Here is a 24313-nt window from a genome sequence, read left to right on the forward strand (position 1 = left end):
GAAGGCGACACGGAAGCTACGGAAAATAAATGGCTTTCGTGTTGTCTGGCACAGCGCCGGGCTCTATCGTGTCCGGCGCACTAGACCATGATGCCGAAAAGTGTGAAGCGGTTTTCGGACGACATCATGGTCTATCTAGTTGATTTTGCCGCATGTATGCGACGCCAAGTGATTCCACTTGGCTGCAACATGCTCTAGGACGGCACCGTCCTCCGAAGGCCGCGTTTTGGTTTGACGCGTTTTGGTTTGAATTGTCCGGCATGCTCACCAGGAAAGGCAAATACGGCCTCAAGGCGCTCGTGCACCTGTCGCGCATGCCGGCGGGCCGGCTCGCCTTCGTGGGCGACATCGCCGTCGCCAACAACATTCCCAAGAAATTCCTCGACGCCATACTGGGCGAACTGCGCAATGCCGGCTTCGTGGAAAGCCGCAAGGGCAAGGACGGCGGCTACCGGCTCGCCCGGCCGGCGTCCGAGATCGCGATCGGCCAGGTGGTGCGCGTACTGGACGGCCCGCTGGCGCCGGTCCCCTGCGCCAGCCAGACGCGCTACCGGCGCTGCGAAGACTGCGACGAGGCCACCTGCGAGGTGCGCCGCATGATGCTGGAGGTCCGCCACGCCATCGCCGAGGTGCTGGACGGGCGCAGCCTCGCCGCCATGCGCGATGCCGGCGGCCTTGGCCTGCCCGCCCATCTGGAAGCCGACCCGATCGCCGATGCCGCCGCCGATCCTCCAGGCGCCGAGGCTGGGGCGGACCTGCAGGTTTGAGCGGCAGGCCGGGTCCGGCTCAGGCCGCGGCCGGCGTCAGCCGGCGGGACTGCCAGAACAGCACCCCGATCGCAGCGAGATTGAGCAGGTTCCAGGCGATGCCGTTCAGGAAGGCGGCGGCGTAGGAGCCGGTGGCGTCGTAGATCCAGCCCGACATCCAGCCGCCGATCGCCATGCCCGCGACCGTCGCCATCATCACCATACCGACGCGCTGGCCGGCCTCGGCGGCCGGCATGTAGTCGCGCACGATGATGGCGTAGCAGGGCACGATGCCACCCTGCGACAGGCCGAACACCAGCGACACGACATAGAGGGAAGCCAGCCCGTCGAAGGGGATGTAGAGCGCCAGCGACAGGCATTGCAGCGCGGAGCCGAGCAGCAGCGTGTTCACCGCCCCGATACGGTCGGCCAGGAAGCCGGAGCCGATGCGGCTGACCACGCCCGCCGCAAGCATGATGGACATCATGTCGGCCCCGCGCGCCACGCCATAGCCGAGGTCCATGCAGTAAGCCACGATATGCACCTGCGGCATGGACATGGCCACGCAGCAACTCAGGCCGGCCACGACCAGCAGCGCCTGCAGCGCGGCCGGCGACAGCGCAATGGGCCGCGCCGACCGCTGGCCCGCCCCGCTGGCCGATACCGTCCGCGGCGACGGCCGGCGCAGCATCAGCACCAGCGGCACCATGGTGACCAGACAGACGACGCCGATCACAGCATAGGTGAAGCGCCAGCCCCCGGCCTCCATCATCGGGGACATGACGGCCGGCCAGATCGCCCCGGCTATGTAGCTCCCGGAGGCACCGATCGTCACCGCCAGGCCCCGCCGGCGGTCGAACCAGTGCGAGACGTCGGCGATGAGCGGGCCGAAGGTAGCCGAGGTCCCTAGCCCGATCAGCAGGCCCTGCACCAGCGTGAATTGCAGGATGGAGCCGGCCACGGCGCCGAGCAGGAACCCCGCCGCCAGCGCGATCGAGGACATCAGCGCCGGCAACCAGTAGCCGAAACGGTCGATGGCGCGGCCAACCAGCACGTTGCCGATGCAGAAACCCACCATCGTCGCCGTATAGGGCAGCGACGCGTTGGCGCGGTCGACGCCGAATTCGGCCTGCACGGCCGGCAGCACCATCACCACGGCCCACATGCCGACCCCGCCGATGGTGCCGTACACCACCGAGATGGCGAGCCGCCGCCACGCGTAGCCGCTGTCCAGAAGCGCCGCGTCGTCCGCCAGAAATTGCAAGTTCACCACCACCGCTCCGGTCTGTGCGGCCGATCCGCTTGGTGCGCATTATCGTCCCGCTTCGGCGGATGCGGGCAGAACCATGGCGGGTCGAACGTGGGTCCAGCACGGGAACCGGAAGCGCGGCCGGCCATTGACGTCGAAACCCGATAGGAGGCCGTCATGGCTACACGACAGCACGGGAAGAAATGGTCGCAGGACGTGACCGAGCACAGCGACGCCCTCGACGTCGAGGAGCACATCTTCGAATCGCATGATCCCAAGAAGATCGCCGCCTCGCTCAAGCACTCGGCCGAGCACAGCGAGCGGCGCAAGGCCGAGCCGTTCCAGTCGGCGATGTCGATGCTGAACTTCTACATCAACCGCGCCGGCAAGAACCTGCCCGAAAAGCAGCGGAAGGTGCTCGAGGACGCCAAGGAGGAACTGCGCGCCGCCTTCGGCCGCGACAGGAAGGACTGAGGATTCCCGTCCGGCGCCGGCCTCTATGGCCGCGAGACCACCCCGGCCGGAGTGAGTTGCATGTTGGTCAGCGTGCGCTCGGCATGCTCCAGCCGCCAGCTCAGCATCTTCTGCGCATAGGCGGCGATCGTGGCCGCCATTTCCGGCCGGCCGGCGAGATTCTCCGTCTCGTGCGGATCGGCGGCGATGTCGAACAGCAGCGGCGGCAACGCGGCGAAGTGGACATATTTGTAGTGCCGGTCGCGGATCGCGGCGTAGCTGCACTGGTCGGAGGAAATGCCGAGCGCCTGTTCGGCCCTTTGCGTGGCGACGGTGCGGAAATCGTGCTCGAAGAACACGGCCTCGCGCCAGCCGGCGGGCACCCCGCCCTCCAGAAGCGGCAGCAGCGAGCGACCGTCGCAGGCGCGCGGCACGGCGTGCCCCAGCCAGTCGAGGATTGTCGGCATGATGTCCACCGCCTCGGTGAAAGCGTCGACGCGAGTGCCGCGCGCGGCCTCGGCCTCGGGGCGCGGGTCGCGGATCACCAGCGGCAGGTGGAAGGCCGGATCGAAATAGATCTCCTTGCCCCAGACATGGTGCCCGCCCAGCATCTCGGCATGGTCGCTGGTGACCACGATCAGCGTGCGCCCGTATTCGCCCGTGCGCTTCAGATGCTCGACGACGCGGCCGACATGATGGTCCACCTCGGCGATCAGCCCGTAATAGGCCGCGCGCATCTGGCGGATCTCCAGTTCGTTTGCCGAAACCGGGTCGAGCGGGCTGTGCTCGTCGTAAAGGCCCGGCTCGCTGATCCTTTCCAGCTCGTAGGCCAGAAGCGGATGCTGGCTTCTTTCGGCCTCCGGCGTGGCCGCGCGCACCGGCAGGGCCACGTCGGCCGGATCGACCAGCGCGTTGTAGGGTTCGGGCGCGATCAGCGGCGGATGCGGGCGATAGAACACCAGATGCGCGAACCACGGCCTGTCTTGCCGCACGGCAAGCCATTCGAGAAAACGGTCGGCGAGGAAAGCCGTCTCGCTCAGTTCGGCCGGGAAGATCGTGGGCACGTAGCGGAAGCCGCGATCCGCCGGCCGGGCGAAGCCGGGCCGCGGGCGGAAGGCGTCGTCGCGGCCGGCGGGCAGATCGTAGCCCCGGGCCACGAGGTCGGCCACCCACGGCCCCATGTCGTCCGGCAGATGCAGCGGCGTGACGAAGCCGGGCATGACGCCCTTGTCGTAGCCGGTCAGCACCGGGTCGTCCGGGTCGCGCCCGCGCGGGTCCATGCTGGTATCGGTGTAGCCGAACAGCGCCGGCTTGTAACCGGCCTTGCGCGCCTCCAGCGCGACGTTGGTGTGGCGGGCGTCCAGCGGCGTGCCGTTGCGGCCCGAGCGGTGGTTCATCAGATAGAGCCCGGTGAGCAGGCTGGTGCGCGAGGGCCCGCAAGGCGTGCACTGGCCGAAATGGTTCTTGAACAGCACGCCGTCGGCCGCCAGCGCGTCGAGGTTGGGCGTGCGCACATTGGGATGCCCGAGCGCCGAGAGGCAGTCGCCGCGCCACTGGTCGGCGCAGATGAAGAGCACGTTAGGCCGCATGGTTCCTTCCCGTCGGGTCCTTGGAGGCATGGTCAGCCGGCGTCGTCCGGGGCGCGGCCGACCACCTTGTCGGTGGCGGCCAGAAGCTTGCGCACGGCGTTGCGCGCCGCCTCGGGCCGCCGCAGGCGGATGTTGCGTTCGATCGCCTCATGCAGCTTCATCGCCTGGTCGAGGTCGTCGCCCTTGCGTGTCACATGCATGAACAGATGGTTGAACGCCTGCTCGATCAAGACGCCCAGCGGCACCAGAAGATCGTTGCCGGCAGCCCGCAATATGGCGAGGTGGAAGCGCGTGTCGGCCTCGGTGCGCGCCTGCAGGGTCTCGGCCTCCTTCATCTGCCGGCAGGCGGCGCTGATCTCTTCCATCTGGGCTTCGGTGCGCCGCAGGGCCGCGAAGGCCGAGGCTTCCGGCTCGATGATGTGGCGGAACTCCTGAACGGTCTTTAGGAAGGTCACCCGGTCGGGCGAGGTCGCGTACCAGGCAAGCACGTCGCGGTCGAGCAGGTTCCAGCGCTCGCGCGGCTCGACCCGGCTGCCCACCTTGGGCCGCGAGGCCAGCAGGCTCTTGGCCATCAGCATCTTGATCGCCTCGCGCACGGCGGAGCGGCTGACATTGAAGGTCTCGGCCCATTTGGCCTCGTTGGGCAGCACCGCGCCGGGCGCATAGTCGCCGCGCACGATCCGCAGCCCGATCTCATTGGCCAGCGAGGCATGCACGCTGGCGCCATTGCCCCGCCCGGCCAGCGCTGCGGCAGATCTTTCAGGCTTTTTCGGCTTGCCTTCGCCCATCTCGTCCTCTTCCTGTCGCGACGACCAAGAAGTCCGTGCCGGCGGGGCATGTCAAGCCGCGCCGGAAAGCCGCGCCAAAGACGACGCAGACTTTCGGGCGCGAAAGGCCTATCGTTCCTGTTCCCCACAGCAAGGGAACGGCGGAAAATGACTGCGAAAGCGAACGAACGGATCGGCTTCATCGGGCTCGGTTTCATGGGCCACGGCATGGCCCGGAACATAGTGGAAAAGGGCTACGCCCTGACTTTCCTTGCCCATCGCAACCGCGCGCCGGCCGAAGACATGCTGAAACGCGGCGCCACGGAAGCCGCGACCGCGCGCGAGCTTGCCGAGCGCTCCACCATCGTCTTCCTTTGCGTCACCGGCTCGCGCCAGGTCGAAGAGATCGTGCGCGGCAAGAACGGGCTGAAGGAAGGGCTGAAGAAGGGCTCCGTGGTGGTCGACTGCTCGACTGCCGACCCGACCTCCACCACGGCGCTGGCGGCGGAACTTGCGCCGCTGGGCATCGACTACGCGGACGCGCCGCTCGGCCGCACGCCGAAGGAGGCCTGGGAAGGCACGCTGGACACCATGGTGGGCGCCTCCGACGCGGTCTTCGCCAGGCTGAAGCCGGTGCTGGAGACCTGGGCCGGCCGCATCACGCATATCGGCACGACCGGCGACGGCCACCGCATGAAGCTTTTGAACAATTTCCTGTCGCTCGGCTATGCCGCGCTCTATTCCGAGGCGCTGGCGCTGTCGGCCAAGGTCGGCATCCCGCCCCGGCGCTTCGACAGCGTCATCCGCGGCAGCCGCATGGATTGCGGCTTCTACCAGACCTTCATGCGCTGGGTGCTGGAAGGCGACCGCGACGCCCACAAATTCACCCTGGCCAACGGCCTCAAGGACCTCACCTATCTGGAATCGATGGCAAACAACGCCGGTGTGGCCAACCCGCTCGGCAACGCAGCCAAGAATTCCTTCCTGGGCGCCGTGACCGCCGGCACGGAGGAATATGTGCCCATGCTGCCAACTTATGTCGGCCGCATCAACGGCGTCGACCTTGCCCCGAAGCCGAAGAAGGACTGATCGGCTTCCGCCGCGATCAGGTGCCGGGCCGGTGCAACTGGCGCGGCATGGCGGCATCGCCGAAATCGATGACCGAGCGCCGCAGGACGTTGCCCGCCTCGTCGACGCTGAGCCGCGCGCGCCGGCTGCCGTAGAAGAAGCTCAGCCGGTATTCGCCAGCGTGGCCCTCGATGCCGCGCTCGCACAGCGAGGTGATCTTCTGGGCCCGCAGCAGCGCAGGCACCTCGTGCGGGGCGATGTCCAGCAGCTTGCCGAGCAGCACAGCGTCCACGACCATGTCGCCTTCGTTGATCTCGACCTTCATCGGCCCCTGCCCTGCCATTTGCGCTGGCCACGCTTCATGTGCCGACCGGCCCCGCCAGCCTGCCGACCCGGTGCAGCAGCACGTTGAACTTGCGCCATTGCCCGGCATCGGTCGTGCGCAGCACGGCGCAGGCGCGCCCGGCCATGCAGCAGGCGGCGTCGGCCTGCCCTGCCCGCGCCAGTGCCTCGAGGCTGGAGACCAGCAGGTCGGCCAGCTCTGCGAGCGGGTTCGGCCCCTCGCCCAGCGTGGCGGCCATGGCGCCGTCGATGCGATCGGCTCCGGCTTCGTTCACCTGATTTCTCCTTCGGTTCGCGGCTTGCACCGCCCGCCGGTCGGCAGCGGGCGGCGGCGCGGCGTGCCGTTCAGGCCGCCTGCAACTGGCGCCCGATCTCGACACGCCAGACGGCCGGCCCCCTTTCGAGATAGGTCCAGGAGAACTGTTTCGGATATTCAGCCTCGAGCTGATAGTAGAGCGGCTTGGGGTCATGGTCGTTGACGAGAACGAACGACCCGCCGGGCGCGAGCTGATCGACGAGCTGGAAGATCTTCTGATGCCTCTGCGCCGGCACCAGGCTGCGGACATCGACTTCGTTCGCGCTTGCTTCGGTCTGCGCCATTGAACTGCTCCTTCGGCTATTTTGGTGGGCGGCCGGCGGCGGCAAACCCGCAACCTTGCCGCGACCGCAAGGCGGATGCGCTGCGGTGCGGGCGCGATATTCCGCCGCAAAAGATACATTGTCAATGCATCTTTTGCGGCCGAAACTCCCCGGCCAGGGCGCCCGCACGAAAGCCCCCGACCGATTATTGCGATCTGCGGAACACCTCGCCTATGGTCTTGATGACGCCGGCGTCCTTCACCCGATAGCCGGGCACCTGCGAGATGGCGGCGTAGAATTCCTCGCTGCGCATGACCTTCAGCACGCGCTTGACCGCGTCCATCTCGAGGATGTCCTTGCGGCAGACGAAGAAATAGTCCTCGGTGAGCAGCCGCACGAAATCCAGGTCGAACTGCCGGGCCGCCGCCTCCACCCCGAAGGCAGCGTCGGCCATGCCCGAGGCCACATAGGCGGCCACCGCGGCATGGGTGTGCTCGATCTGCTCGTAGCCGTTGATGCGGGTGCCGTCGAGCTGGTGCTGGGCAAGCAGGTGCTCGAACAGTTGCCGCGTGCCCGAATCCGGATCGCGGTTGACGAACCGGACCTTCGGGTCGAGCAGATGCTCGATCGCGGTGATGCCGAGGGGGTTGCCGCGCGCCACCATCAGCCCGACCTCGCGCGTGACGAAGCCGATGACGCGATGGATGCCGGGCGTGAGCCAGCCCTTGCTGGCGGCGATGGCGCGCTTGCGCGATTCCCCCTGCGGCAGGTGCATGCCGGCGAGGTCGCAGCCGTCATGCACCAGCGACACCAGGGAATTCTGGTTGGTGACGTAGCGGAAATCGACGTCGATGTCGGGCTCGCGGGCAAGCAGTTCGCGCAGCCGGGGAACGGCGAAGCCGTGGCTGGCATGCACCCGCAGCACCAGCGGCCCGTGCGGCAACATCTGGTTGATCTCGGTCTCCAGTTCCTGTGACAGGTTCTGCAGGAACGGCCTCAGCCGCGCCTCCAGCCGCTGGCCCGCCCAGACCAGCTTCTCGCCGAAGGGGGTCAGGCTGGTGCCGCTGCCCTGCCGCCGCACCACCAGCGGCATGTCGAAGAACTCCGACCATTTCTCGATCAGGTTCCAGGCATGCCGGTAGGAAACCTCGGCCCGGTCCGCGGCGGCGGCGATCTTGCCGGTCGCCCGGATCTCGGCGAGGAAGTCGAGCATGATGCGCAGCGAGCGCGCATCCTCGCGCCGCTTGAAGCGCCACACCGGCTCGATCTCGATCTGGATCATGCTGCCTCCCCGGTTTTCCTCGTCCGCGCCGCTCGGCCAGATATGATCTCGACATCATATCTCGAATAATCGACTTAGGCTGCGCCGTTCATATATTTCCGCCGCCTTATAGGCAGGAAATTTCATATTCCCAAGGTTTTACAAGGAGACTACGATCCCTTCCATCTCATAGCCGACCGTGCATGTCGCGATCATTGGCATGAGATATGAACAACACTTCATATTATCGGGATCGAGACGTGCTGAACAGGATTGCCGACGACACCCACAGGCTGCTGATAGACGGCCACCGCGTGGCCGCCGCCTCGGGCCGCTGCTTCGAGACGCTCAATCCGGCCACGGGCGAGGTTCTGGCCAAGGTGGCGGAGGCGGGCGCGGAGGACGTGGATGCCGCGGTGCGCTCGTCCCGCGCCGCCTTCGAGGGCGCCTGGAGCCATATGAAGGCCAGCGAGCGCGGCGCGCTGCTGCTCAAGCTGGCCGACCTGATCCGCCGCGACGAGGACGAGCTTGTGCAGTTGGAAAGTCTCGATTCCGGCAAGCCGGTCTCGGCCATCCGCCGCCAGGACCTGCCGGCGGTGCTCGACACGCTGACCTACTATGCCGGCATGGCCGACAAGATAAACGGCCAGGTCATCCCGGCCCGCCCCGACGCGCTCACCTACACGGTGCGCGAGCCGCTCGGCGTGGTCGGCGCCATCATCCCGTGGAACTTCCCGCTGATGATCGGCATGTGGAAGATCGCGCCGGCGCTGGCCTGCGGCTGCGCGGTGGTGCTGAAGCCGGCCGAGCTGACGCCCCTCACCGCGCTGAAGATCGGCGAGCTGGCGCTGGAAGCCGGCCTGCCCGCGGGCGTGCTCAACGTCGTGCCCGGCTTCGGCAAGGTCGCCGGCCAGGCGCTGGTCGACCACCCCGACGTCGACAAGGTCACCTTCACCGGCTCGCCGGCCGTCGGCCGCCAGATCCTGCGCGGCGCCGCCGGCAACCTCAAGCGCGTGACGCTGGAACTGGGCGGCAAGTCGGCCAACATCGTCTTCCCCGACGCCGACGTCGACATGGCGGTGAAGGCGGCCGGCTCCGGCATCTTCTTCAACACCGGGCAGGTCTGTTCGGCCGGTTCGCGCATCCTGGTGCATGAAAGCATCCATGACGCGGTGGTCGAGCGGCTTGCGGCGCGCGCGCAGTCGATCCGCATCGGCGACCCGCAGGACACCTCCACCGCGATGGGGCCGCTGGTCTCCGAAGTGCAGATGGAGCGCGTGCTGAACTATATCGACATCGGCCGCAAGGAGGGTGCCTCCGTCGTCACCGGCGGCACGCGGCACGGCGCGGCCGGCTATTTCGTGGAGCCTACCGTCTTTGCCGGCGTGCGCCACGAGATGCGCATCTCGCAGGAAGAGATTTTCGGCCCGGTGGCCGCCGTCATCCCGTTCAAGGACGAGGAGGATGCACTTTGCATCGCCAACGGCACGGCCTACAGCCTGGCGGCCGGCGTGTGGACCGGCGACATTGGCCGCGCCCATCGCTTCACCAGGCGACTGAAGGCCGGCACCGTCTGGGTCAACACCTATGGCCCGACGGACATCCGCCTGCCCTGGGGCGGCGCGCGCGATTCCGGCTTCGGCCGCGAGCATGGCGATGCGGCCATCGACAATTTCACCGAGCCCAAGGCCGTCTGGATCAACACGGGACGCTGACACCCCGCGCCGGCCGCCCGGCCAAGGCCGCAGCCGGCGCTTCCATCCACCGACACCGACCGGCCCGCCGCCTGCCGCGCGCGGGACAGGGAAGGTCTTTGCCCGAAATCGAGGAGGCAGCATGCGCATCGCAATCATCGGCCAGCAGGCATTCGGCAAGAGCGTCCTGGAGGCGTTCCTGGCGCGCGGCGACGAGGTGGCGGGCGTGTTCTGCGCGCCCGAGAAGCCGGGCGCCCGCCCCGACCCGCTGCGCCTGGCCGCCGAGGAGCGGGGGCTGCGGCTGTTCCAGCTCCCCAACCTTAAGAGCCCGGCAGCCGAAGGCGCCCTGCGCGCGCTCGACGTCGATCTGGCGGTGATGGCCTATGTGCTGCAGTTCGCGCCGCAGGCCTTCGTCAACATCCCGAAGCACGGCACCATCCAGTACCACCCTTCCCTGCTGCCGAAATATCGCGGCCCAAGCTCGATCAACTGGCCCGTCATCAAGGGCGAGACCGAAACCGGGCTGACCATCTTCCGCCCCACCGACGGGCTGGACGAGGGGCCGGTGATCCTGCAGAAGCGCGTCGCCATCGGCCCCGACGACACGCTGGGCACGGTCTATTTCGACCACCTGTTCCCGCTCGGCGTCGAGGCCATGCTGGAAGCCGCGGACCTCGTGGTCGCCGGGCGCCACACCGAGACCGTGCAGGACGAGGACGAAGCTTCCTACGAAGGCTGGTGCCGCGATGCGGAAGCCAGGATCAACTGGAACGCGCATCTCGACTTTGTCCACGACCTGGTCCGCGGCTGCGACCCCGCGCCCGGTGCGTGGACGACCGTGGGCGGCCAGAAGCTACGGCTGTTCGAAAGCCGCAAGCACCCGGTTCGGCGCTTCGGCGACGTGGCCGGCAAGCCGGGTACGATCGCCGCGGTCGGCGAGGAGACCCTCAGCATCGCCGTGCAGGGCGGCACGATCGAGATCGGCAGGGTACGCACCGAGGCCGGACAGAAGCTTTCGGCCGCGACCTTCGCCAGGTCGCACGGACTTGCGGTCGGCGACCGGCTGGAATCCGAGGCGGAAAAGAACCTAGCGGCAGCGGCCGGCTGATCGCACCTGCGCCGGACGCTGGCCCGATCCGGTGCAAAAGATCCGCTCAGCCGCGTAGCTGCGCCGTGCGCCACCATTGCTCGATCGAGCGGCCATCCGGCGCCAGCCACGCCGCTGCGGGCGCAAACGCGGTCCAGGCGTCGACATGCCTGGACGAAACCGTCGTCAGCAGCGGCTTGCCGGCGGCAGCGGCAGCCGTGAACGCCGCCCACAGGCCCTGCCGCGCCGCCTCCATCTTGCCGAACTTGCTGAACAGCACGACGTCGGCCGAAGCGATCTGTGAAAGCAGCCCCCGGCAGGCATCGTCCAGCCCGGCGGCATCGAGATGGCATGTGGTGCCGGCCGGGGCCATGTCGAGATGGATGGAGAATTTCCTGCCCGATGCGATGTCGCGCAGGAAGCCGGCGCTGCACGTCCCTTCGGCCTCGCTGTCCTCGGCCAGGACACCCGCGACCCTTGCACCCGCCGCGCGCCAGCCGGCCGCCGCCTCGGCAAGAAGCGCCTGGGAATCCTGCCCTTCGCGATTGGCGATGACGGCTATTTTGCCCGATCCGGCCATGACGGCCCATTGATAGCACGAAAAGCGACGCCGGCCGACGAAAAATGGCGCATTCGGCCTGGGGTCCTGACCCTAGCTCCGGCCATCGGCGGCGCGGCGGCGGGTGGCGATGGGCGCGCAGCCGTAGCGCTTGCGGTAGGCGTTGGAGAAATACTGGCTGGAGGAGAAGCCGCAGGCAAGTGCGATGTCGGTGATGCTTCTCAGCCCCGAGCCGTTGAGCTGGCGCGCCGCCTCCTCCAGCCGCAGGTGCTGGAGATATTGCTTCGGCGTCATGTTGGTCAGCCGCTGGCAATGTTCGGAGAAGCGGGTGCGCGAAAGGCCGCACTCCTCGGCCATGGCGTCCAGCGTCCAGTCCTCGTCCAGCGCAAACGCCAGCCGCCGCAGGAAGATGGCGACGGTGTGCTGCGAGGTCGAAAGATCCGGGTCGAGCTTCGGCGCCTGCGCGGCCATGCGCTCGATCAGGCTCAGCATGATGGTGTTGAGCGCCACTTTCAGCCGGGTCTCGCCCTCCTGCGGGGTGCGCCCGAGCAGGATCGGCGCCAGTGCCTCGAAGGCGCGGGCAAGGTCGGCGCCGGCGTCCCAGACCGGCTGGTTGTTCTGGGTCAGCAGCCGCGACAGCGTGTCGGCCTCCTCGCGCGAGAACACCAGCCAGTCGGGCCAGTTGCACGGCTCGCTGGGGCGGCGCAGGCCGCCGTCGAGTATCACCCACAAGAGCCTGCTGGCATCCACGGCCGGATCGCCGATGGAATGGAGCTGCCAGGGGCGGATGACGATGAACTGCCCCTGCGCCAGCTCGTAGGTGCGGTCGTCGACCACCAGATTGAGGCTGCCGCGCGCCAGATAGGCGATCTTGAAGCCTTCGTTGCAATGCCGGCCCAGCCCCCAATCCTGCCGGTGGCGCGCGTCCCAGAAGCCGACCGTGCGGATGCCGGGCAGCCTGTCTCCCAGCGAGGTGCCGGGGTAGCTGCCGCGCGTCCAGGCATGCAGTTCCACCTCGCCGCGCGCCGCGGCGGCCTGCAACTCGCGGCAATTGTCGGCATACATCATGGAATCCGGCTGCCGGAACACGGACGGCCTGTGGTGCTGCAATTGCCGCATCGTGTGCTCGTTCATCAGGCTTTCCTCCCGCCCGGCCGGCCGGCCGGCCGACTTAAGAAATTTACCAGTAGCGTGAGATGCAAGCGCGGCTTAGTCAAGTCTGGCATTGTCGTCTCGGCGGTCGAACCGGGAGGAACGCTTGAAGCTTGCATTCAACCTGCTCGTGCTCGGCGCGGACATAGACGCGGGCCACGCCCCCCAGCTCGAAAGGCTGAAGGCGCTCGGCTATGACGCGGTCGAGGTGCCGGTGTTCGGCGGCACGGTGGAGCGCTACCGGGCGTTGGGCAGGGTGCTGGCCGACATCGGCCTGGTGGCCGGGGCGGCGGCCGTGGCCACGCCCCAGGCCAACCCGGTGAGCGAAGATGCCGCCGTGCGTGCCCGCGCCCGCGACCATCACCGCTGGATCGTGGACTGCACCCACGCCATGGGCGGAGAGATCATCGCCGGCCCGCTGCATTCGCCGGTCGGCGTCTTCACCGGCTTCGGCCCCACCGTGCAGGAGAAGCAGCGCTGCGTGGAGGCCATGCGCGCGCTGGCCGACTATGCGCAACAAGCCGGCGTCATAGTCTCGGCGGAGGCGGTCAACCGCTTCGAATGCTATCTGATGTCGACCATCCACGCGGCCTCGGAGATCTGGCGCAAGGTGAATCACCCCAATTACGGCTACATGTTCGACACCTTCCACGCCAATATCGAGGAAAAGGACCCGCCGGCGACCTATGAGCGCCACCATCGCGAGATCAACCATTTCCACGTCTCGGAAAACGACCGGGGCATTCCCGGCACCGGCCATGTGCCCTTCGCCGCGCATTTCGACGCGCTGCGCCGCTGCGGCTACGACGGCTGGCTGACGATCGAATCCTTCAGCCGCGCACTGCCTGAACTGGCGGGGGCCACGCGCGTGTGGCGCGACCTGTTCGACGACATCGACGTGCTGTTTGCCGAGAGCGCCGCCTTCGTGCGCCGCGAATGGCAGGCGGCCGGCGAGCGGGTCCTCGGGGCCGGCCGCGAGGTGCCGGCATGAGCGGGACCCCGCCGATGCTGGAGATGAGCGGCATCGCCAAGGCCTTTCCGGGCATCCTGGCGCTCGACCATGTGGATTTCGACTGCCGCGCCGGCGAGGTCCACGCCATCTGCGGCGAGAACGGCGCCGGCAAATCCACGCTGATGAAGGTCCTGGGCGGCAGCTACCGGGCCGATGCGGGCGAGGTGCGCCTGGCCGGCAAGGCGGTGCGCTTCCTTCATCCGGTCGAGGCGCAGCGGGCCGGCATTTCCATCATTCACCAGGAATTGTCGCTCCTGCCCTATCGCAGCGTGGCCGAAAACATCTTCATGGGCCACGAGATCGCAAGGCGCGGCCTGCTGGACCGGCGCCGCATGCGTGCCCGCAGCGCGGCTCTGCTGGAGCGCCTCGGCGCCGCCATCGACCCGGACCTCCAGGTCTCCGAGCTTTCCATCGCCCAGCAGCAGCTTGTGGAGATCGCCAAGGCGCTTTTGATGGACGCCCGCGTGCTGGTCATGGACGAGCCGACAGCCGCGCTGGACGAGCGCGACGCGCAGGCGCTGCTGGCGCTGGTGCGCGGCCTGAAGGACGAGGGCGTGGCCATCGTCTACATCTCCCACCGCATGCCCGAGGTGATGGCCATCGCCGACCGGGTGAGCGTGCTGAAGGACGGCCGCAAGGTGTGGACGCGGCAGCGCGAAGGCCTTGAGGTCGGCGACATCGTGCGCGCCATGGTAGGCCGCGACCTCAAGGATTTTTATCCCGCGCCGCGGACCGCCGAACCCGGCAAAGTGCTGCTTTCCGTCGCCGGCGGCGCCAATGCGCTTCTGCATGGCATTAACCTGGAAATCCGCGCCGGCGAGATCGTCGGCGTGGCGGGGCTGGAGGATTCGGGCAAGGCCCAGCTTGCGCAGGCCGTGATCGGCGACCGGCCGTTCCTGTCCGGCTCCATCGAGGTGAAGGGCACGAAGCAGTCCATCGTCTCGCCGCATCAGGCGATCGCGCGCGGCATCGGCTACCTGCCGGGCGACCGCAAGCGCGAGGGGCTTCTGCCGCGCCAGTCGGTGCGCGACAACGCGCTTCTGACGCTGCGCGCCATGGCGGCCTTCTTCGAGCGGCCGCGCCGCGGCAAATATTCCGACGCGAGCATCGACGCCAGCCTGCGCGCCATGGACGTGCGCGCCGCCGATTTCGGCCAGCCGATCGGGGCGCTGTCGGGCGGCAACCAGCAGAAGGCGATCATCACCCGCTGGTTGGAGCAGGCCAGCGACATCCTCGTCTTCGTGGAGCCGACGCGCGGCATCGACATCGCCGCCAAGGCAGCGATCTACCGCACCATGCGCGCGGCTGCCGACGAGGGGCGCGGCATCGTCGTCGTCTCCTCCGACATGCCCGAGCTGATCGGCATTTCCGACCGCATCCTGGTCATGCACCAGGGCCGCATCGCCGGCGAACTGCCGCGCGGCGCAAGCGAGGAAGCGGTGATGGCCCTGCAGCTCGGCATGCAGGGCGGCGCGGACAGGCGGGCGGCATGAGCGCAAACGCCGCAACGACACCCACCCGCCGGCCGCTGCGCCTTTCGGTGGCGGGCGTACTCGTCATCCTCTCGGCGACGATCTACGTGGCGGCCGCCCTTGCCACCGGGGCCGCCAGCCAGCTCGGCTTCGACGGCATCGTCGGCCTGCTGCAGCGCATGGTGGCGCTGGGCTTCGTGGCGCTCGGGCAGACCTTCGTCATCCTCGTCGCCTCCATCGACCTGTCGGTGGCCGCCCTGGTCAGCGCCGTCGCCGTTTCGGCCTCCTTCATCATGCAGGGCGACCCGGCGATGATCGCGCCGGCCATCGTGGCCTGCCTTGCCGGCTGCGCCCTCGTCGGCCTCGTCAACGGCGCGCTGGTGGCCTATCTCGGCGTCAATCCGCTGATCGTGACGCTGGGCACGGGCCTGATCGTGCAGGGGGTGCTGGCCGCCGCCTTCACCTATCTCAAGGGCTCGGTGGCGCCGCAGTTCCAGGTCTTCGCCTATGGCGGGCTCTTCGGCATTCCCTTCGCGCTGCTGCTTCTGGCCGCATTGGCCGCGGCGGCGTCGCTGGCGCTGTCGCGCACGGTCTTCGGCGCGCGGCTTTACGCGGTCGGCGGCAATCCCGACGGCGCGCGCCTCGCCGGCATCCGCACCGAGCGCTTCGTGGTCTATGCCCATGTCCTGTCCAGCCTGTTTGCCGGCGTGGCGGGGCTCTATCTCGCCGCCCGCCTGCAATCGGGCACGCCGTGGATCGGCCGCGACGGCATCTACGACCTTGAATCCATCGCCGTCACTGTGATCGGCGGCACGATTCTCGCCGGCGGCAAGGGCGGGGTGGGCGGCACGCTCGCCGGCGTGCTGCTGTTCGCCGCGCTGGACGCCTCCTTCAACATGATCGGCGTCGACGCTTTCCTGAAGCAGGTCCTGCGCGGCGCCATCGTCATCGCGGCCGTGGCCGTCCATGCCGTGCGGCAGAAGGGGCACGTGGCATGAGCACGATCCCGCAGGCCCGCACCCCCCGCCGTTTCGCGCCCGCCTGGCACAGGCTCAATATCGGCATCGTCGTCTTCGTCGCCTTCTATGCGGCCATCGCCTTCCTGCAGCCGAACTACCTGGAAGCCGGCCTGTTCATGAACTTCCTGCGGCGCGCCGCCCCCCTGGCCATCCTCGCCGCCGGGCAGCTCTACGTGATCCTGACCGGGGGCTTCGACCTGTCGGTCGGCGCGGTGGTGACGCTCGTGGTGCTGGCCGCCTCGATCCTGATCAATGGCGATCCGGACATGACCTGGACCACGATCGGCCTGCTCTATGCCATGGGCCTCGGCATCGGCCTCTTCAACGGTCTGGTGGTCGCCTGCCTGAAGGTGCCCTCCATCATCGCCACGCTGGGCACGATGCTGTGGGTCAACGGGCTGGCGCTGGCGTGGTCGGGCGGCGCCGCGCGCGGCGACCTGCCGGACAATTTCCGCAATCTCGGCCGGCTGGTGCTGCGCGACATATGGCTGATCGGCACCTTGCCGCTCGCCGTGCTGGTGCTGGCGGGCTTCGCCGCGCTGGCATGGTGGGGGCTCGACGGCACCGTCTTCGGCAAGCGGGCGCTGGCCGTGGGCGACAATCCGCGCGCGGCCGAACTGGCCGGCGTGCCGGTGGCCGCCACCCGCGTCGCCGCCTTCACGGTCTCGGCGCTGGCCGCCGTCACCGCCGGCATCCTGATCGGCGGCTTCTCCGGCGTCTCCGTCAATGCGGGGCGCGGACTGGAATTGCAGGCCATCGCCGCCTGCGTGGTCGGCGGCGCGCAACTACTCGGCGGGCGCGGCACCATCTGGAGCGCGCTGTTCGGGGCGCTCAGCCTGTTCGCCCTGTTCACGCTGCTCAACCTGGCCGGCCTGCCGCAGGCGCTGCGCGACAGCATACAGGGGCTGATCCTGATCGCTGCGGTGGGCGCCAGCGCGTGGCGCGACCGCCGCCGAACCTGATTGCTTGCAGGAACCGACAAGCAGCATCGCCGGCATGCCGGCATATTGGAGGAGTAGAGACGATGAAGTTGAAACTGATGGCCGCCGCCTTGCTGGCATCCACCTTCGCCGGTGCCGCCCTGGCGCAGGAATTCAACGACCCGGCCGAATTCCAGAAGCAGCGCGAACAGCTTTCCATGACCCCGAAGGGCCCCGAGGGCCAGCCCTGGGCCCAGCATCTGGGCGACGCCATGGTCGACGCGGCCAAGTACAAGAAGGACGGCCCGGTGACGCTGTGCTTCTCCAATGCCGGCGTCTTCAATCCCTGGCGCGTGGTCGGCCTCAACAATCTGCAGGCCGAGGCCGAACTGCACAAGGACCGCATCAAGGAGCTGATCGTCGTCGACGCCGAGGGCAAGGACGACAAGCAGATCTCCGACATCGAGGCGATGGTCAACGGCGGCAAGTGCGATGCGCTGATCGTGTCGCCCAACACCACGGCCGCGCTGACGCCGGCTGTCGAGGCCGCCTGCGCCAAGCTGCCGGTCATCGTCTTCGACCGTGGCGTCAACACGCAGTGCCCCGTCACCTACATCCACCCGGTGGGCGGCTACGGCTTCGGCATCACCTCGGGCGAGTTCATCGCCAGCAAGCTGAAGAAGGGCGACAACGTGCTGGCGCTGCGCATCATGCCGGGCGTCGACGTGCTGGAGACGCGCTACTCGGCCGCCAAGAACATCTTCGACGAGGCCGGGCTGAACGTCATCGGATCCGAGTTCACCGGCAGCGACCGCGCCAAGACCAAGGCGGTGGTGGAGGATTACATCAACCGCGGCGACAAGATCGACGCCGTGTGGATGGACGCCGGCGACACCGCGACCGTGGCGCTGGAAGCCTTCGAGGATGCCGGCCTGCCCTACCCCGTCATCAGCGGCGAGGACCAGCAGGACTTCCTGCGCAAGTGGCAGAAGGAGAAACTGACGGCCATCGGCCCGTCCTATCCGACCTACCAGTGGCGCACCGCCATCATCGGCGCGCTCGACGTTCTCGACGGCAAGTCCGTGCCCGGGCCGGAATGGGTGCTGCCGCAGCCGGCCATCACCCAGGACACGCTGGCCGACTATGTCGACGAGAGCATGCCGCCGCTGCACTACAGCCTGTGCGGCTGCCAGGAGCTGCCCGGTTATCCGGAGCGCTGGGGCGGCAAGAAGTGACGAATTGAGGCCAAGGGGCGGACGCACCCGCGCCCGCCCCGGCCGGCATCACCGGCAACGCACGATCCTTTCGGCGGGTGTGACCACCGGCCTGCATTCCCTCCCGGATGCAGCATCGATCCTTCCTTGCATCAACCCCATTTACATTCCGACCAATATGTATCTATGTTGGCGGATGACCCACTCGGCGCCAACCTCCAGACGCACCCAGGCCGACCGAAGCGCGGAAACGCGCGTTCAGTTGATCACGGCGGCAGTAACCCTGCTTCACAAGATCGGTTTTGCAGGCGTCACCACTGCGGCGATCGCCAAGGAGGCCGGTGTGACGACCGGCGCTCTTCACCACCATTTTCCGACGAAATTCGAATTGCTCTTCACGGTCTACGACCATCTGGCCGAGAACGTCCTGCAAGACTTCACGCGACAAGACCATCTCGCCACGAACGGCAAGCTGAACGTGCCGGAACTCGTTCGCTATTTCTGGAGCGTGTACGGAGATCCGGAATACTGGGCGATCTGGGAGATTTTGATCGGGACGCGGACGGAGGCTGCCGCCCGGCCGCAGGCCGTTTCCGGGCGCATGGATGCAATTCGTGAAATTCGGTACCGGTGGCTGGAAAGCCATGTGGAAATGGGGACTCGGAAGAAAGAAATCTTCGAGCTTCTGGAATTCACGTTAATTGCGATCCGCGGGCTGAGTCTCGAGCGGCTTTTCCATAAGGAGGAAGCCTATTTCGAGCGCCATCTTCAGACGTTAACGACAATCATTTCCGCCAGATACGACGTCCTTGCGCGCGAACCCGGAGCAGCGGCTCCTCACGCGTCCGCAACGCCGCCGCCGCGCCGAGGCGCTTCATAGCCCCACCCATGTTTTCGAGCCGCAGTCGCGGGTCTGATCCTACAACGGAGGAAGTAATTCGTGAGCAAGATTACCTGCAATTTCGATTCCGGCCGCATAGGGATCATAGATGAATCGGATTGGTCCAACATACGTCTAGAGATTCTTCCGGACATCGAAGGTTCGGATGAATTCATGGGCTTCAATTTCGCTGCTACGGGCGCGCGCGGCAAGGAGTGCAACTTCACTCTTGAGCACGCCGGAAACACCCGCTGGGCCGGCGGCTGGAAGAACTACCGGATCGCCGCTTCCTATGACCGCAGGGATTGGTTCAGGATTCCCACCACGTTCGATGGCTCTGCTCTCAAGTGGAGCCACACGCCCGAGCAGGATCGCGTGTCTTATGCCTATCATGCTCCGTATTGTGAACTGGAACGTTTCGCCCTGGTGGAGCGCTGTGCGGCGAGCCCCGTTGCACGCGTGGAGAGCCTTGCCAGGACACTCGAAGGACGCAGCGTCAACCTCGTGACCGTCGGGGAGCCAGGGACAGGAAAGAAAGCCATCTGGGTCCTCGCTCGTCAGCATCCAGGTGAATCCCAATCGGAATTCACCGCCGAGGGGCTACTCGATCGCCTCATCGATCCCGCCGACCCGCTGTCCCGGTCGTTGCTGAAAAAAGCAGTGTTCTATGTCGTCCCCAACATGAATCCGGACGGCAGTTTCCGAGGTTACCATCGCTATAACGCCGGGGGCATCGACCTGAACCGGTCATGGAGCGACACGACACCGGAAAAGAGCCCCGAAACCTGGTACGTGCGGGAGCGCATGCGCCAGACAGGCGTGGATTTCTGCTACGATATTCACGGCGACGAAAACAACCACTACCCGTGGCCGGTGCGCCCCGTCGGCGTGCCGTCCTGGTCGCGCAAACAGGCTGATCTTCTGGGCCGCTTCGAAGAAGCGCTCAAAATCGCGTCCCCCAACTATCAGCCCGATCTGCCGAAGCCGAACTACGACCACACCCCCGGCACCGATCCGCTCGCCATGGCGATTTCCTGGACAGCAGAGACATTCGGCTGCCCGTCGTTCATCATCGAGATTCCATTTCTCGATGACGTATTCGACCCGGACGAGCGGTTCGGCTGGACGCCAAGAAGATCCCGGCTGTTTGGCGCGGCTTCGCTGGAAGCGCTGGCTGCCGTCATGGACGCGCTATAGGCAGCTTCGGCCCCCGTATTCTGCCACATGCTCCATGCGAGGGTCGTGATTACCGGTAAAATTTCGGTTATTATTTCCAATGGGAGGGAAAATGATCAGGAGTTGCTTTCTATCCATCAGTTTGATTGGAGTTATGTCATGCGCGACTGTCGCTGATGCAAAGGTATTCGTCTACTGTTCCGAAGCATCACCGTCGGGCTTCGACCCGGCGATAGCGACGAGCGGCACGACCTATGACGCGGTTGGCCACACCATTTACAATCGCCTGGTAGAGTTCAAAAAGGGCACGACAGAAGTCGTTCCTGCCTTGGCTGAAAGCTACGATATCTCGGATGACGGGCTGCAATATACTTTCCACCTGCGGCCCGGCGTCAAATTTCAAACCACCGACTATTTCACGCCGACGCGCGAATTCAATGCTGACGACGTCATGTTCTCTTTTGAGCGTCAGTGGAAGAAGGATCATCCCTGGCATCAATATGCCGAGAATGTCAGTTGGGGGTATTTCGAAGACCTTGGGCTGAACGAGCTTATCGAATCGATCGATAAAGTCGACGACATGACCGTTCGGTTCAAGTTGAATCGCAAAGAAGCTCCGTTCTTGGCCGACATTGCGATCCCGTTTGCTTCCATAGTTTCGAAGGAATATGCGGATCAGCTCGACGCCAAAGGAAACAAGGCGCAACTGAGCCAGCTTCCCGTCGGGACCGGTCCATTTTCATATGTCGAATATCAGCCGGATACCGTCATTCGCTACGATGCGAATATCGACTATTGGGGAGAAAAACCGAAAGTCGAGAATCTGGTCTTTGCGATCACAACCGATGCGTCGACGCGCTATCAAAAGCTGCAGGCCGGCGAGTGTGACCTGATGTCATACCCCAATGCAGCCGATGTCTCGGCAATGAAGGCCGACCCGAACTTGAAAGTATCGGAGCTTCCCGGTCTGAACATCGCTTTTCTGGCCTACAATACGACGCAGCCGCCTTTCGATAAGGCGGACGTGCGCAGAGCGCTGAACATGGCCATCAACAAGCAAGCCATAGTCGATGCGGTTTTCCAAGGCGCGGCGAAAGTGGCCAAGAACCCGCTCCCTCCGGACATGTGGTCCTACAACGACGCGATCGAGGATGACAAATACGATCCCGATGCTGCCAAAGCGGCCCTCGAAACTGCCGGTGTGAAGGATCTGTCAATGAACATATGGGCGATGCCGGTGTCGCGCCCATACATGCTGAACGCCCGTCGCGCCGCCGAACTCATCCAGTCGGATCTGGCCAGGATTGGGGTGACCGCGAATATCGTCACCTATGAGTGGGCCGAATACCTTCAGCGAAGCAAGGATAAGAATCGTGATGGTGCGATCATTCTGGGCTGGACCGGAGACAACGGCGATCCGGACAACTTCCTCGGCGCAATGTTGAGCTGCTCCGCAGTGGGCAGCAGCAACTGGGCGCAATGGTGCGACAAGGAGTTTGACGAACTCGTCATCAAAGCGAAAGAGACCACCGACCAAGCAGAGCGCACACGGCTTTATGAGCAGGCACAGGTCGTCTTCAAGCGGGAGGCCCCTTGGGCGACCTTGGACCATTCGCTTACCGTCGTCGTCATGCGCAAGAACGTGCAGGGTTTCGTCCAAAGTCCGCTTGGCGCTCTCCAGTTCGATGGGGTGGAAACCTCGGACTAGGAACAACGCCTTGAACCAGGACTTTCGCGAAATCTGCAGTTCGTGACAACGAAAAGCCGTTTCCGCTGACAATGCCCCGTCGCGCGGCAACTCGCGCGACGGGGCAGACCGCCGGAACATGCGCTTCCCGATCGCGCTCGGAACAGATGCGGACGGCACAGGTCCGCCACTATGGTTCCCTGCCGCCGGTCGCCATTTTCGGACAAGGATCGATCGGGCGCCGGGAGACCTTTCCCTCAGGAACCTGCCGGCGCACAGAATATGCAGTCGAGCAGCGCGGCCACCGACGGATTGGGATTGATCTTGTTCCAGGCGCAGATCGTCGTCATCTTCCCCTGCCCCATGGCGAACGGACGCAGCACGGTCATCTGGCTCGTAAGGTGCAGGGTCGGGGATAGAGGGAAGATCGTTAGCCCGAGCCCGGCGGCCACCAGGGCCAGCACGGCCGAGGTGGTGGGCGCCTCCTGAGCGATCTGCGGCGATATGCCGAGACGGTCGAACTCGGAGAAGACCGCGCGCCTGTAGACGGACCACATGCTTTCCGACCCGACGACCAGCTTTTCGCCGCGCAGATCGCTGGCGGTCACCAGCTCCAGCGCAGCCAGCGGATGGTCCTGCGGCATGACCACGACCAGTTGCTCCTCGCGCAGTTCCCTGCTCGCGATCCCTGCTATGGAGAAAGGCCCCAGCATGAGCCCGACATCGATGGTGTGATCGACCAGCGCCGCACGCTGCTGCTCGGTACCCAGATTGAAGAGTTCGACGCGCACGTTCGGCCTTTGGAGACTGAATCTTTTCAGCAGCGGAGCCAGGAAATCCTGCGACAGGAAGGCCATATATCCGATCCTGATCTGCCCCAGCTCGCCCCGCGCCATCTCACGCCCGACGCGCTCCGCGCGGGTGATCTGCTCCAGCGCCGCCTGTGCCTCCTTCAGGAAGGCGTGGCCGATCTCGGTCAGGCGGACATTGCGCGTATCGCGGTACAGCAAGTGGGCTTCGAGATGATCTTCGAGCTGCTTGATGGCGCGGGTCAGCGCCGGTTGCGCCATGTTGAGCCGGGCCGCCGCCGCGGTGAAGCTCAATTCATTGGCCACCGCCACGAAGCAGCGCAGCAGCCTCACATTCAGCATTTATGCCTCCCGCGATATAAATCGCGCCCATGATGGTATTGGCGCTCCGGTCCCGTCAATACTAGCCTTATCCGGTCAGTCTCGGCTCGCGAAGCAACGGATGGTTGATCTTTGTGCGGGATTGATGCGCGGCGGAAGGCGCCGGGCCGTTCCATCGACCGCTGACCGTTGCCCGCTTCAACCGGGAGGAGAAATTGAATGAAAAAACCTTGCTGCGCCCTTGCCGCGCTTAGCATTGCCGTTGCGCTCGGCGCTTCGGTTGCAACCGCGGGAGCCGACGAAGCCAAGCCCGACAAGATCGTCGTCACCGCCTATGGCGGCCTGTGGGCGGAATCGGTCAAGAAGAACTACATACCCTGCTTCGAAAAGAAGACCGGGGTGAAGGTCGAGGTCATGACGGGCGAATCCTCGGACTGGCTCGCCAAGGTCAAGGCAAACCCCGGCCATTCGCCGATCGACGTGATCGCCCTGAGCGAACTCGACAGCCTGCGCGCGGCGCGCGAGGGCCTGCTGGAGCAGATGAGCGTCGACAAGGTGCCCAATCTCGCCTCCATCCCCGACGAGTTCCACAAGCCCTGGGACGACTACGGCGTCTCCGGCAACTACGGTGCGCTCGGCGTCATGTACAACGGCAAGACGGTGGAAGCGCCGCAATCCTGGAAGCAACTGATCGACGACATCGCCGCCGGCAAATATGGCCGGAAAGTCGCCTGGCCGTCGGGAACCTACACCTGGGGACCCTCGCAGATCTGGTGGGTCGCCCAGCAATATGACGGCAGCATCGATACGGCTTTCGAGAAGATGAAGGCCATCAGCCCCTATGTGGTGAAGTTCTGGTCGACGCCGGTCGAGGCGCTCAACCTCTTCGCCACCGGCGAGGTCAACGTGCTGGTCTATTGGGACGGCCGCGCATTCTCCTTCATCAACAAGGGCAACGACTGGGCGAAGTTCACCGTTCCGGAGCCGGGCGGGGTGGTCAGCCTCGTCATGCAATCCGTGGTCAGGGGCGCAAACCCGGTGGCCTGGGAATACATCAACTGCGTGCTGTCGCCCGAGGGCCAGATCGGCAATTCGGAAACGATGCGCTACCCGGGCACCAATAAGACGGTGAGCTACCCCGACGACCTGCGCGCGGAATTCACGCCGCTCGATAAGATCAAGGTCCCGCCCTATCACGAGATCATCGACCGCATCCCCGAGATCATCGAACGCTGGAACAAGGAAATGCAGTAGGCA

At 65.9% G+C, this 24313-nt stretch carries 24 protein-coding genes; 14 read left to right on the top strand and 10 right to left on the bottom strand.

The window, feature by feature from the left end:
* The first annotated feature begins 260 nt into the window (after positions 1–260).
* Positions 261–767, top strand: coding sequence for an RrF2 family transcriptional regulator (locus ACTDI4_RS16830; RefSeq protein WP_442842234.1), 507 nt, complete (start codon positions 261–263; stop codon positions 765–767).
* Between the two features lie 19 nt (positions 768–786).
* Here the strand turns inward: ACTDI4_RS16830 and ACTDI4_RS16835 are convergent, their stop codons facing one another.
* A complete protein-coding gene (locus ACTDI4_RS16835) occupies positions 787–2016 on the bottom strand; it encodes an MFS transporter (protein WP_442842235.1) in 1230 nt (409 codons plus the stop codon).
* Positions 2017–2172: 156 nt separating this feature from the next.
* Here ACTDI4_RS16835 and ACTDI4_RS16840 point away from each other — a divergent pair, with 156 nt between their 5' ends.
* Entirely contained in the window at positions 2173–2469 is a 297-nt protein-coding gene (locus ACTDI4_RS16840; protein ID WP_442842236.1) for a DUF3175 domain-containing protein, read from the top strand.
* A gap of 23 nt (positions 2470–2492) precedes the next feature.
* Here ACTDI4_RS16840 and ACTDI4_RS16845 read toward each other — a convergent pair whose 3' ends face one another.
* Positions 2493–4037 carry an alkaline phosphatase family protein gene (locus ACTDI4_RS16845; protein WP_442842237.1) on the bottom strand — a complete coding sequence of 515 codons (1545 nt, stop codon included), beginning with the start codon at positions 4035–4037 and terminating at the stop codon, positions 2493–2495.
* Positions 4038–4069: 32 nt separating this feature from the next.
* Positions 4070–4825: a FadR/GntR family transcriptional regulator gene (locus tag ACTDI4_RS16850; RefSeq protein ID WP_442842238.1), complete on the bottom strand. Its 756-nt coding sequence runs from the start codon at positions 4823–4825 to the stop codon at positions 4070–4072.
* Between the two features lie 147 nt (positions 4826–4972).
* On the opposite strand from ACTDI4_RS16850, the gene ACTDI4_RS16855 reads away from it, so the two are divergent.
* Positions 4973–5893: an NAD(P)-dependent oxidoreductase gene (locus ACTDI4_RS16855; RefSeq protein WP_442842239.1), complete on the top strand. Its 921-nt coding sequence runs from the start codon at positions 4973–4975 to the stop codon at positions 5891–5893.
* Positions 5894–5909: 16 nt separating this feature from the next.
* Here ACTDI4_RS16855 and ACTDI4_RS16860 read toward each other — a convergent pair whose 3' ends face one another.
* From ACTDI4_RS16860 to ACTDI4_RS16875, 4 genes are all read right to left on the bottom strand, one after another.
* A complete protein-coding gene (locus ACTDI4_RS16860; protein WP_442842240.1) occupies positions 5910–6197 on the bottom strand; it encodes a DUF6522 family protein in 288 nt (95 codons plus the stop codon).
* 34 nt (positions 6198–6231) lie between these two features.
* Positions 6232–6489 carry a hypothetical protein gene (locus ACTDI4_RS16865; RefSeq protein ID WP_442842241.1) on the bottom strand — a complete coding sequence of 86 codons (258 nt, stop codon included), beginning with the start codon at positions 6487–6489 and terminating at the stop codon, positions 6232–6234.
* A 70-nt stretch (positions 6490–6559) separates the two neighbouring features.
* A complete protein-coding gene (locus ACTDI4_RS16870) occupies positions 6560–6814 on the bottom strand; it encodes a DUF2249 domain-containing protein (RefSeq protein WP_442842242.1) in 255 nt (84 codons plus the stop codon).
* Between the two features lie 184 nt (positions 6815–6998).
* Entirely contained in the window at positions 6999–8075 is a 1077-nt protein-coding gene (locus ACTDI4_RS16875) for a substrate-binding domain-containing protein (protein ID WP_442842243.1), read from the bottom strand.
* Between the two features lie 206 nt (positions 8076–8281).
* Between ACTDI4_RS16875 and ACTDI4_RS16880 the strand changes: the two genes are divergently transcribed.
* Complete coding sequence (locus tag ACTDI4_RS16880) at positions 8282–9769, top strand: aldehyde dehydrogenase family protein (RefSeq protein WP_442842244.1); 1488 nt, start codon at positions 8282–8284, stop codon at positions 9767–9769.
* 121 nt (positions 9770–9890) lie between these two features.
* Positions 9891–10856 (top strand): methionyl-tRNA formyltransferase, encoded by a 966-nt coding sequence (locus ACTDI4_RS16885; RefSeq protein ID WP_442842245.1) that lies wholly within the window; start codon positions 9891–9893, stop codon positions 10854–10856.
* Positions 10857–10902: 46 nt separating this feature from the next.
* On the opposite strand, the gene ACTDI4_RS16890 is transcribed toward ACTDI4_RS16885, so the two are convergent.
* Positions 10903–11415, bottom strand: a complete 513-nt coding sequence (locus ACTDI4_RS16890) for a DUF2478 domain-containing protein (RefSeq protein WP_442842246.1) — start codon at positions 11413–11415, stop codon at positions 10903–10905.
* Positions 11416–11487: 72 nt separating this feature from the next.
* Entirely contained in the window at positions 11488–12528 is a 1041-nt protein-coding gene (locus ACTDI4_RS16895; RefSeq protein WP_442842247.1) for an AraC family transcriptional regulator, read from the bottom strand.
* Between the two features lie 124 nt (positions 12529–12652).
* Between ACTDI4_RS16895 and ACTDI4_RS16900 the strand changes: the two genes are divergently transcribed.
* The 8 genes from ACTDI4_RS16900 to ACTDI4_RS16935 all read left to right on the top strand — a co-directional run bounded on the left by ACTDI4_RS16900 (position 12653) and on the right by ACTDI4_RS16935 (position 21947).
* Positions 12653–13537 carry a sugar phosphate isomerase/epimerase family protein gene (locus ACTDI4_RS16900; protein WP_442842248.1) on the top strand — a complete coding sequence of 295 codons (885 nt, stop codon included), beginning with the start codon at positions 12653–12655 and terminating at the stop codon, positions 13535–13537.
* Complete coding sequence (locus ACTDI4_RS16905; RefSeq protein WP_442842249.1) at positions 13534–15051, top strand: sugar ABC transporter ATP-binding protein; 1518 nt, start codon at positions 13534–13536, stop codon at positions 15049–15051. The genes ACTDI4_RS16900 and ACTDI4_RS16905 overlap by 4 nt, the downstream gene beginning before the upstream one ends.
* A complete protein-coding gene (locus ACTDI4_RS16910) occupies positions 15048–16028 on the top strand; it encodes an ABC transporter permease (RefSeq protein ID WP_442842250.1) in 981 nt (326 codons plus the stop codon). Before ACTDI4_RS16905 ends, ACTDI4_RS16910 begins: the two co-directional genes overlap by 4 nt.
* Positions 16025–17011 (top strand): ABC transporter permease, encoded by a 987-nt coding sequence (locus ACTDI4_RS16915; RefSeq protein ID WP_442842251.1) that lies wholly within the window; start codon positions 16025–16027, stop codon positions 17009–17011. The genes ACTDI4_RS16910 and ACTDI4_RS16915 overlap by 4 nt, the downstream gene beginning before the upstream one ends.
* Positions 17012–17073: 62 nt before the next feature.
* Positions 17074–18204 carry a substrate-binding domain-containing protein gene (locus ACTDI4_RS16920; protein WP_442842252.1) on the top strand — a complete coding sequence of 377 codons (1131 nt, stop codon included), beginning with the start codon at positions 17074–17076 and terminating at the stop codon, positions 18202–18204.
* A 241-nt stretch (positions 18205–18445) separates the two neighbouring features.
* Complete coding sequence (locus ACTDI4_RS16925) at positions 18446–19063, top strand: TetR/AcrR family transcriptional regulator (protein WP_442842253.1); 618 nt, start codon at positions 18446–18448, stop codon at positions 19061–19063.
* A 60-nt stretch (positions 19064–19123) separates the two neighbouring features.
* Entirely contained in the window at positions 19124–20260 is a 1137-nt protein-coding gene (locus ACTDI4_RS16930; RefSeq protein ID WP_442842254.1) for a M14 family metallopeptidase, read from the top strand.
* A gap of 91 nt (positions 20261–20351) precedes the next feature.
* Positions 20352–21947, top strand: a complete 1596-nt coding sequence (locus ACTDI4_RS16935; protein ID WP_442842255.1) for an ABC transporter substrate-binding protein — start codon at positions 20352–20354, stop codon at positions 21945–21947.
* Between the two features lie 236 nt (positions 21948–22183).
* On the opposite strand, the gene ACTDI4_RS16940 is transcribed toward ACTDI4_RS16935, so the two are convergent.
* Positions 22184–23077: a LysR family transcriptional regulator gene (locus tag ACTDI4_RS16940; protein ID WP_442842256.1), complete on the bottom strand. Its 894-nt coding sequence runs from the start codon at positions 23075–23077 to the stop codon at positions 22184–22186.
* A 198-nt stretch (positions 23078–23275) separates the two neighbouring features.
* Between ACTDI4_RS16940 and ACTDI4_RS16945 the strand changes: the two genes are divergently transcribed.
* On the top strand, positions 23276–24310 hold the full coding sequence (locus tag ACTDI4_RS16945; protein WP_442842257.1) for an extracellular solute-binding protein: 1035 nt from the start codon (positions 23276–23278) through the stop codon (positions 24308–24310).
* Positions 24311–24313: the final 3 nt, after the last annotated feature.

It is taken from the genome of Mesorhizobium sp. PUT5 (genome assembly GCF_052216645.1).
Taxonomy (GTDB): domain Bacteria; phylum Pseudomonadota; class Alphaproteobacteria; order Rhizobiales; family Rhizobiaceae; genus Mesorhizobium.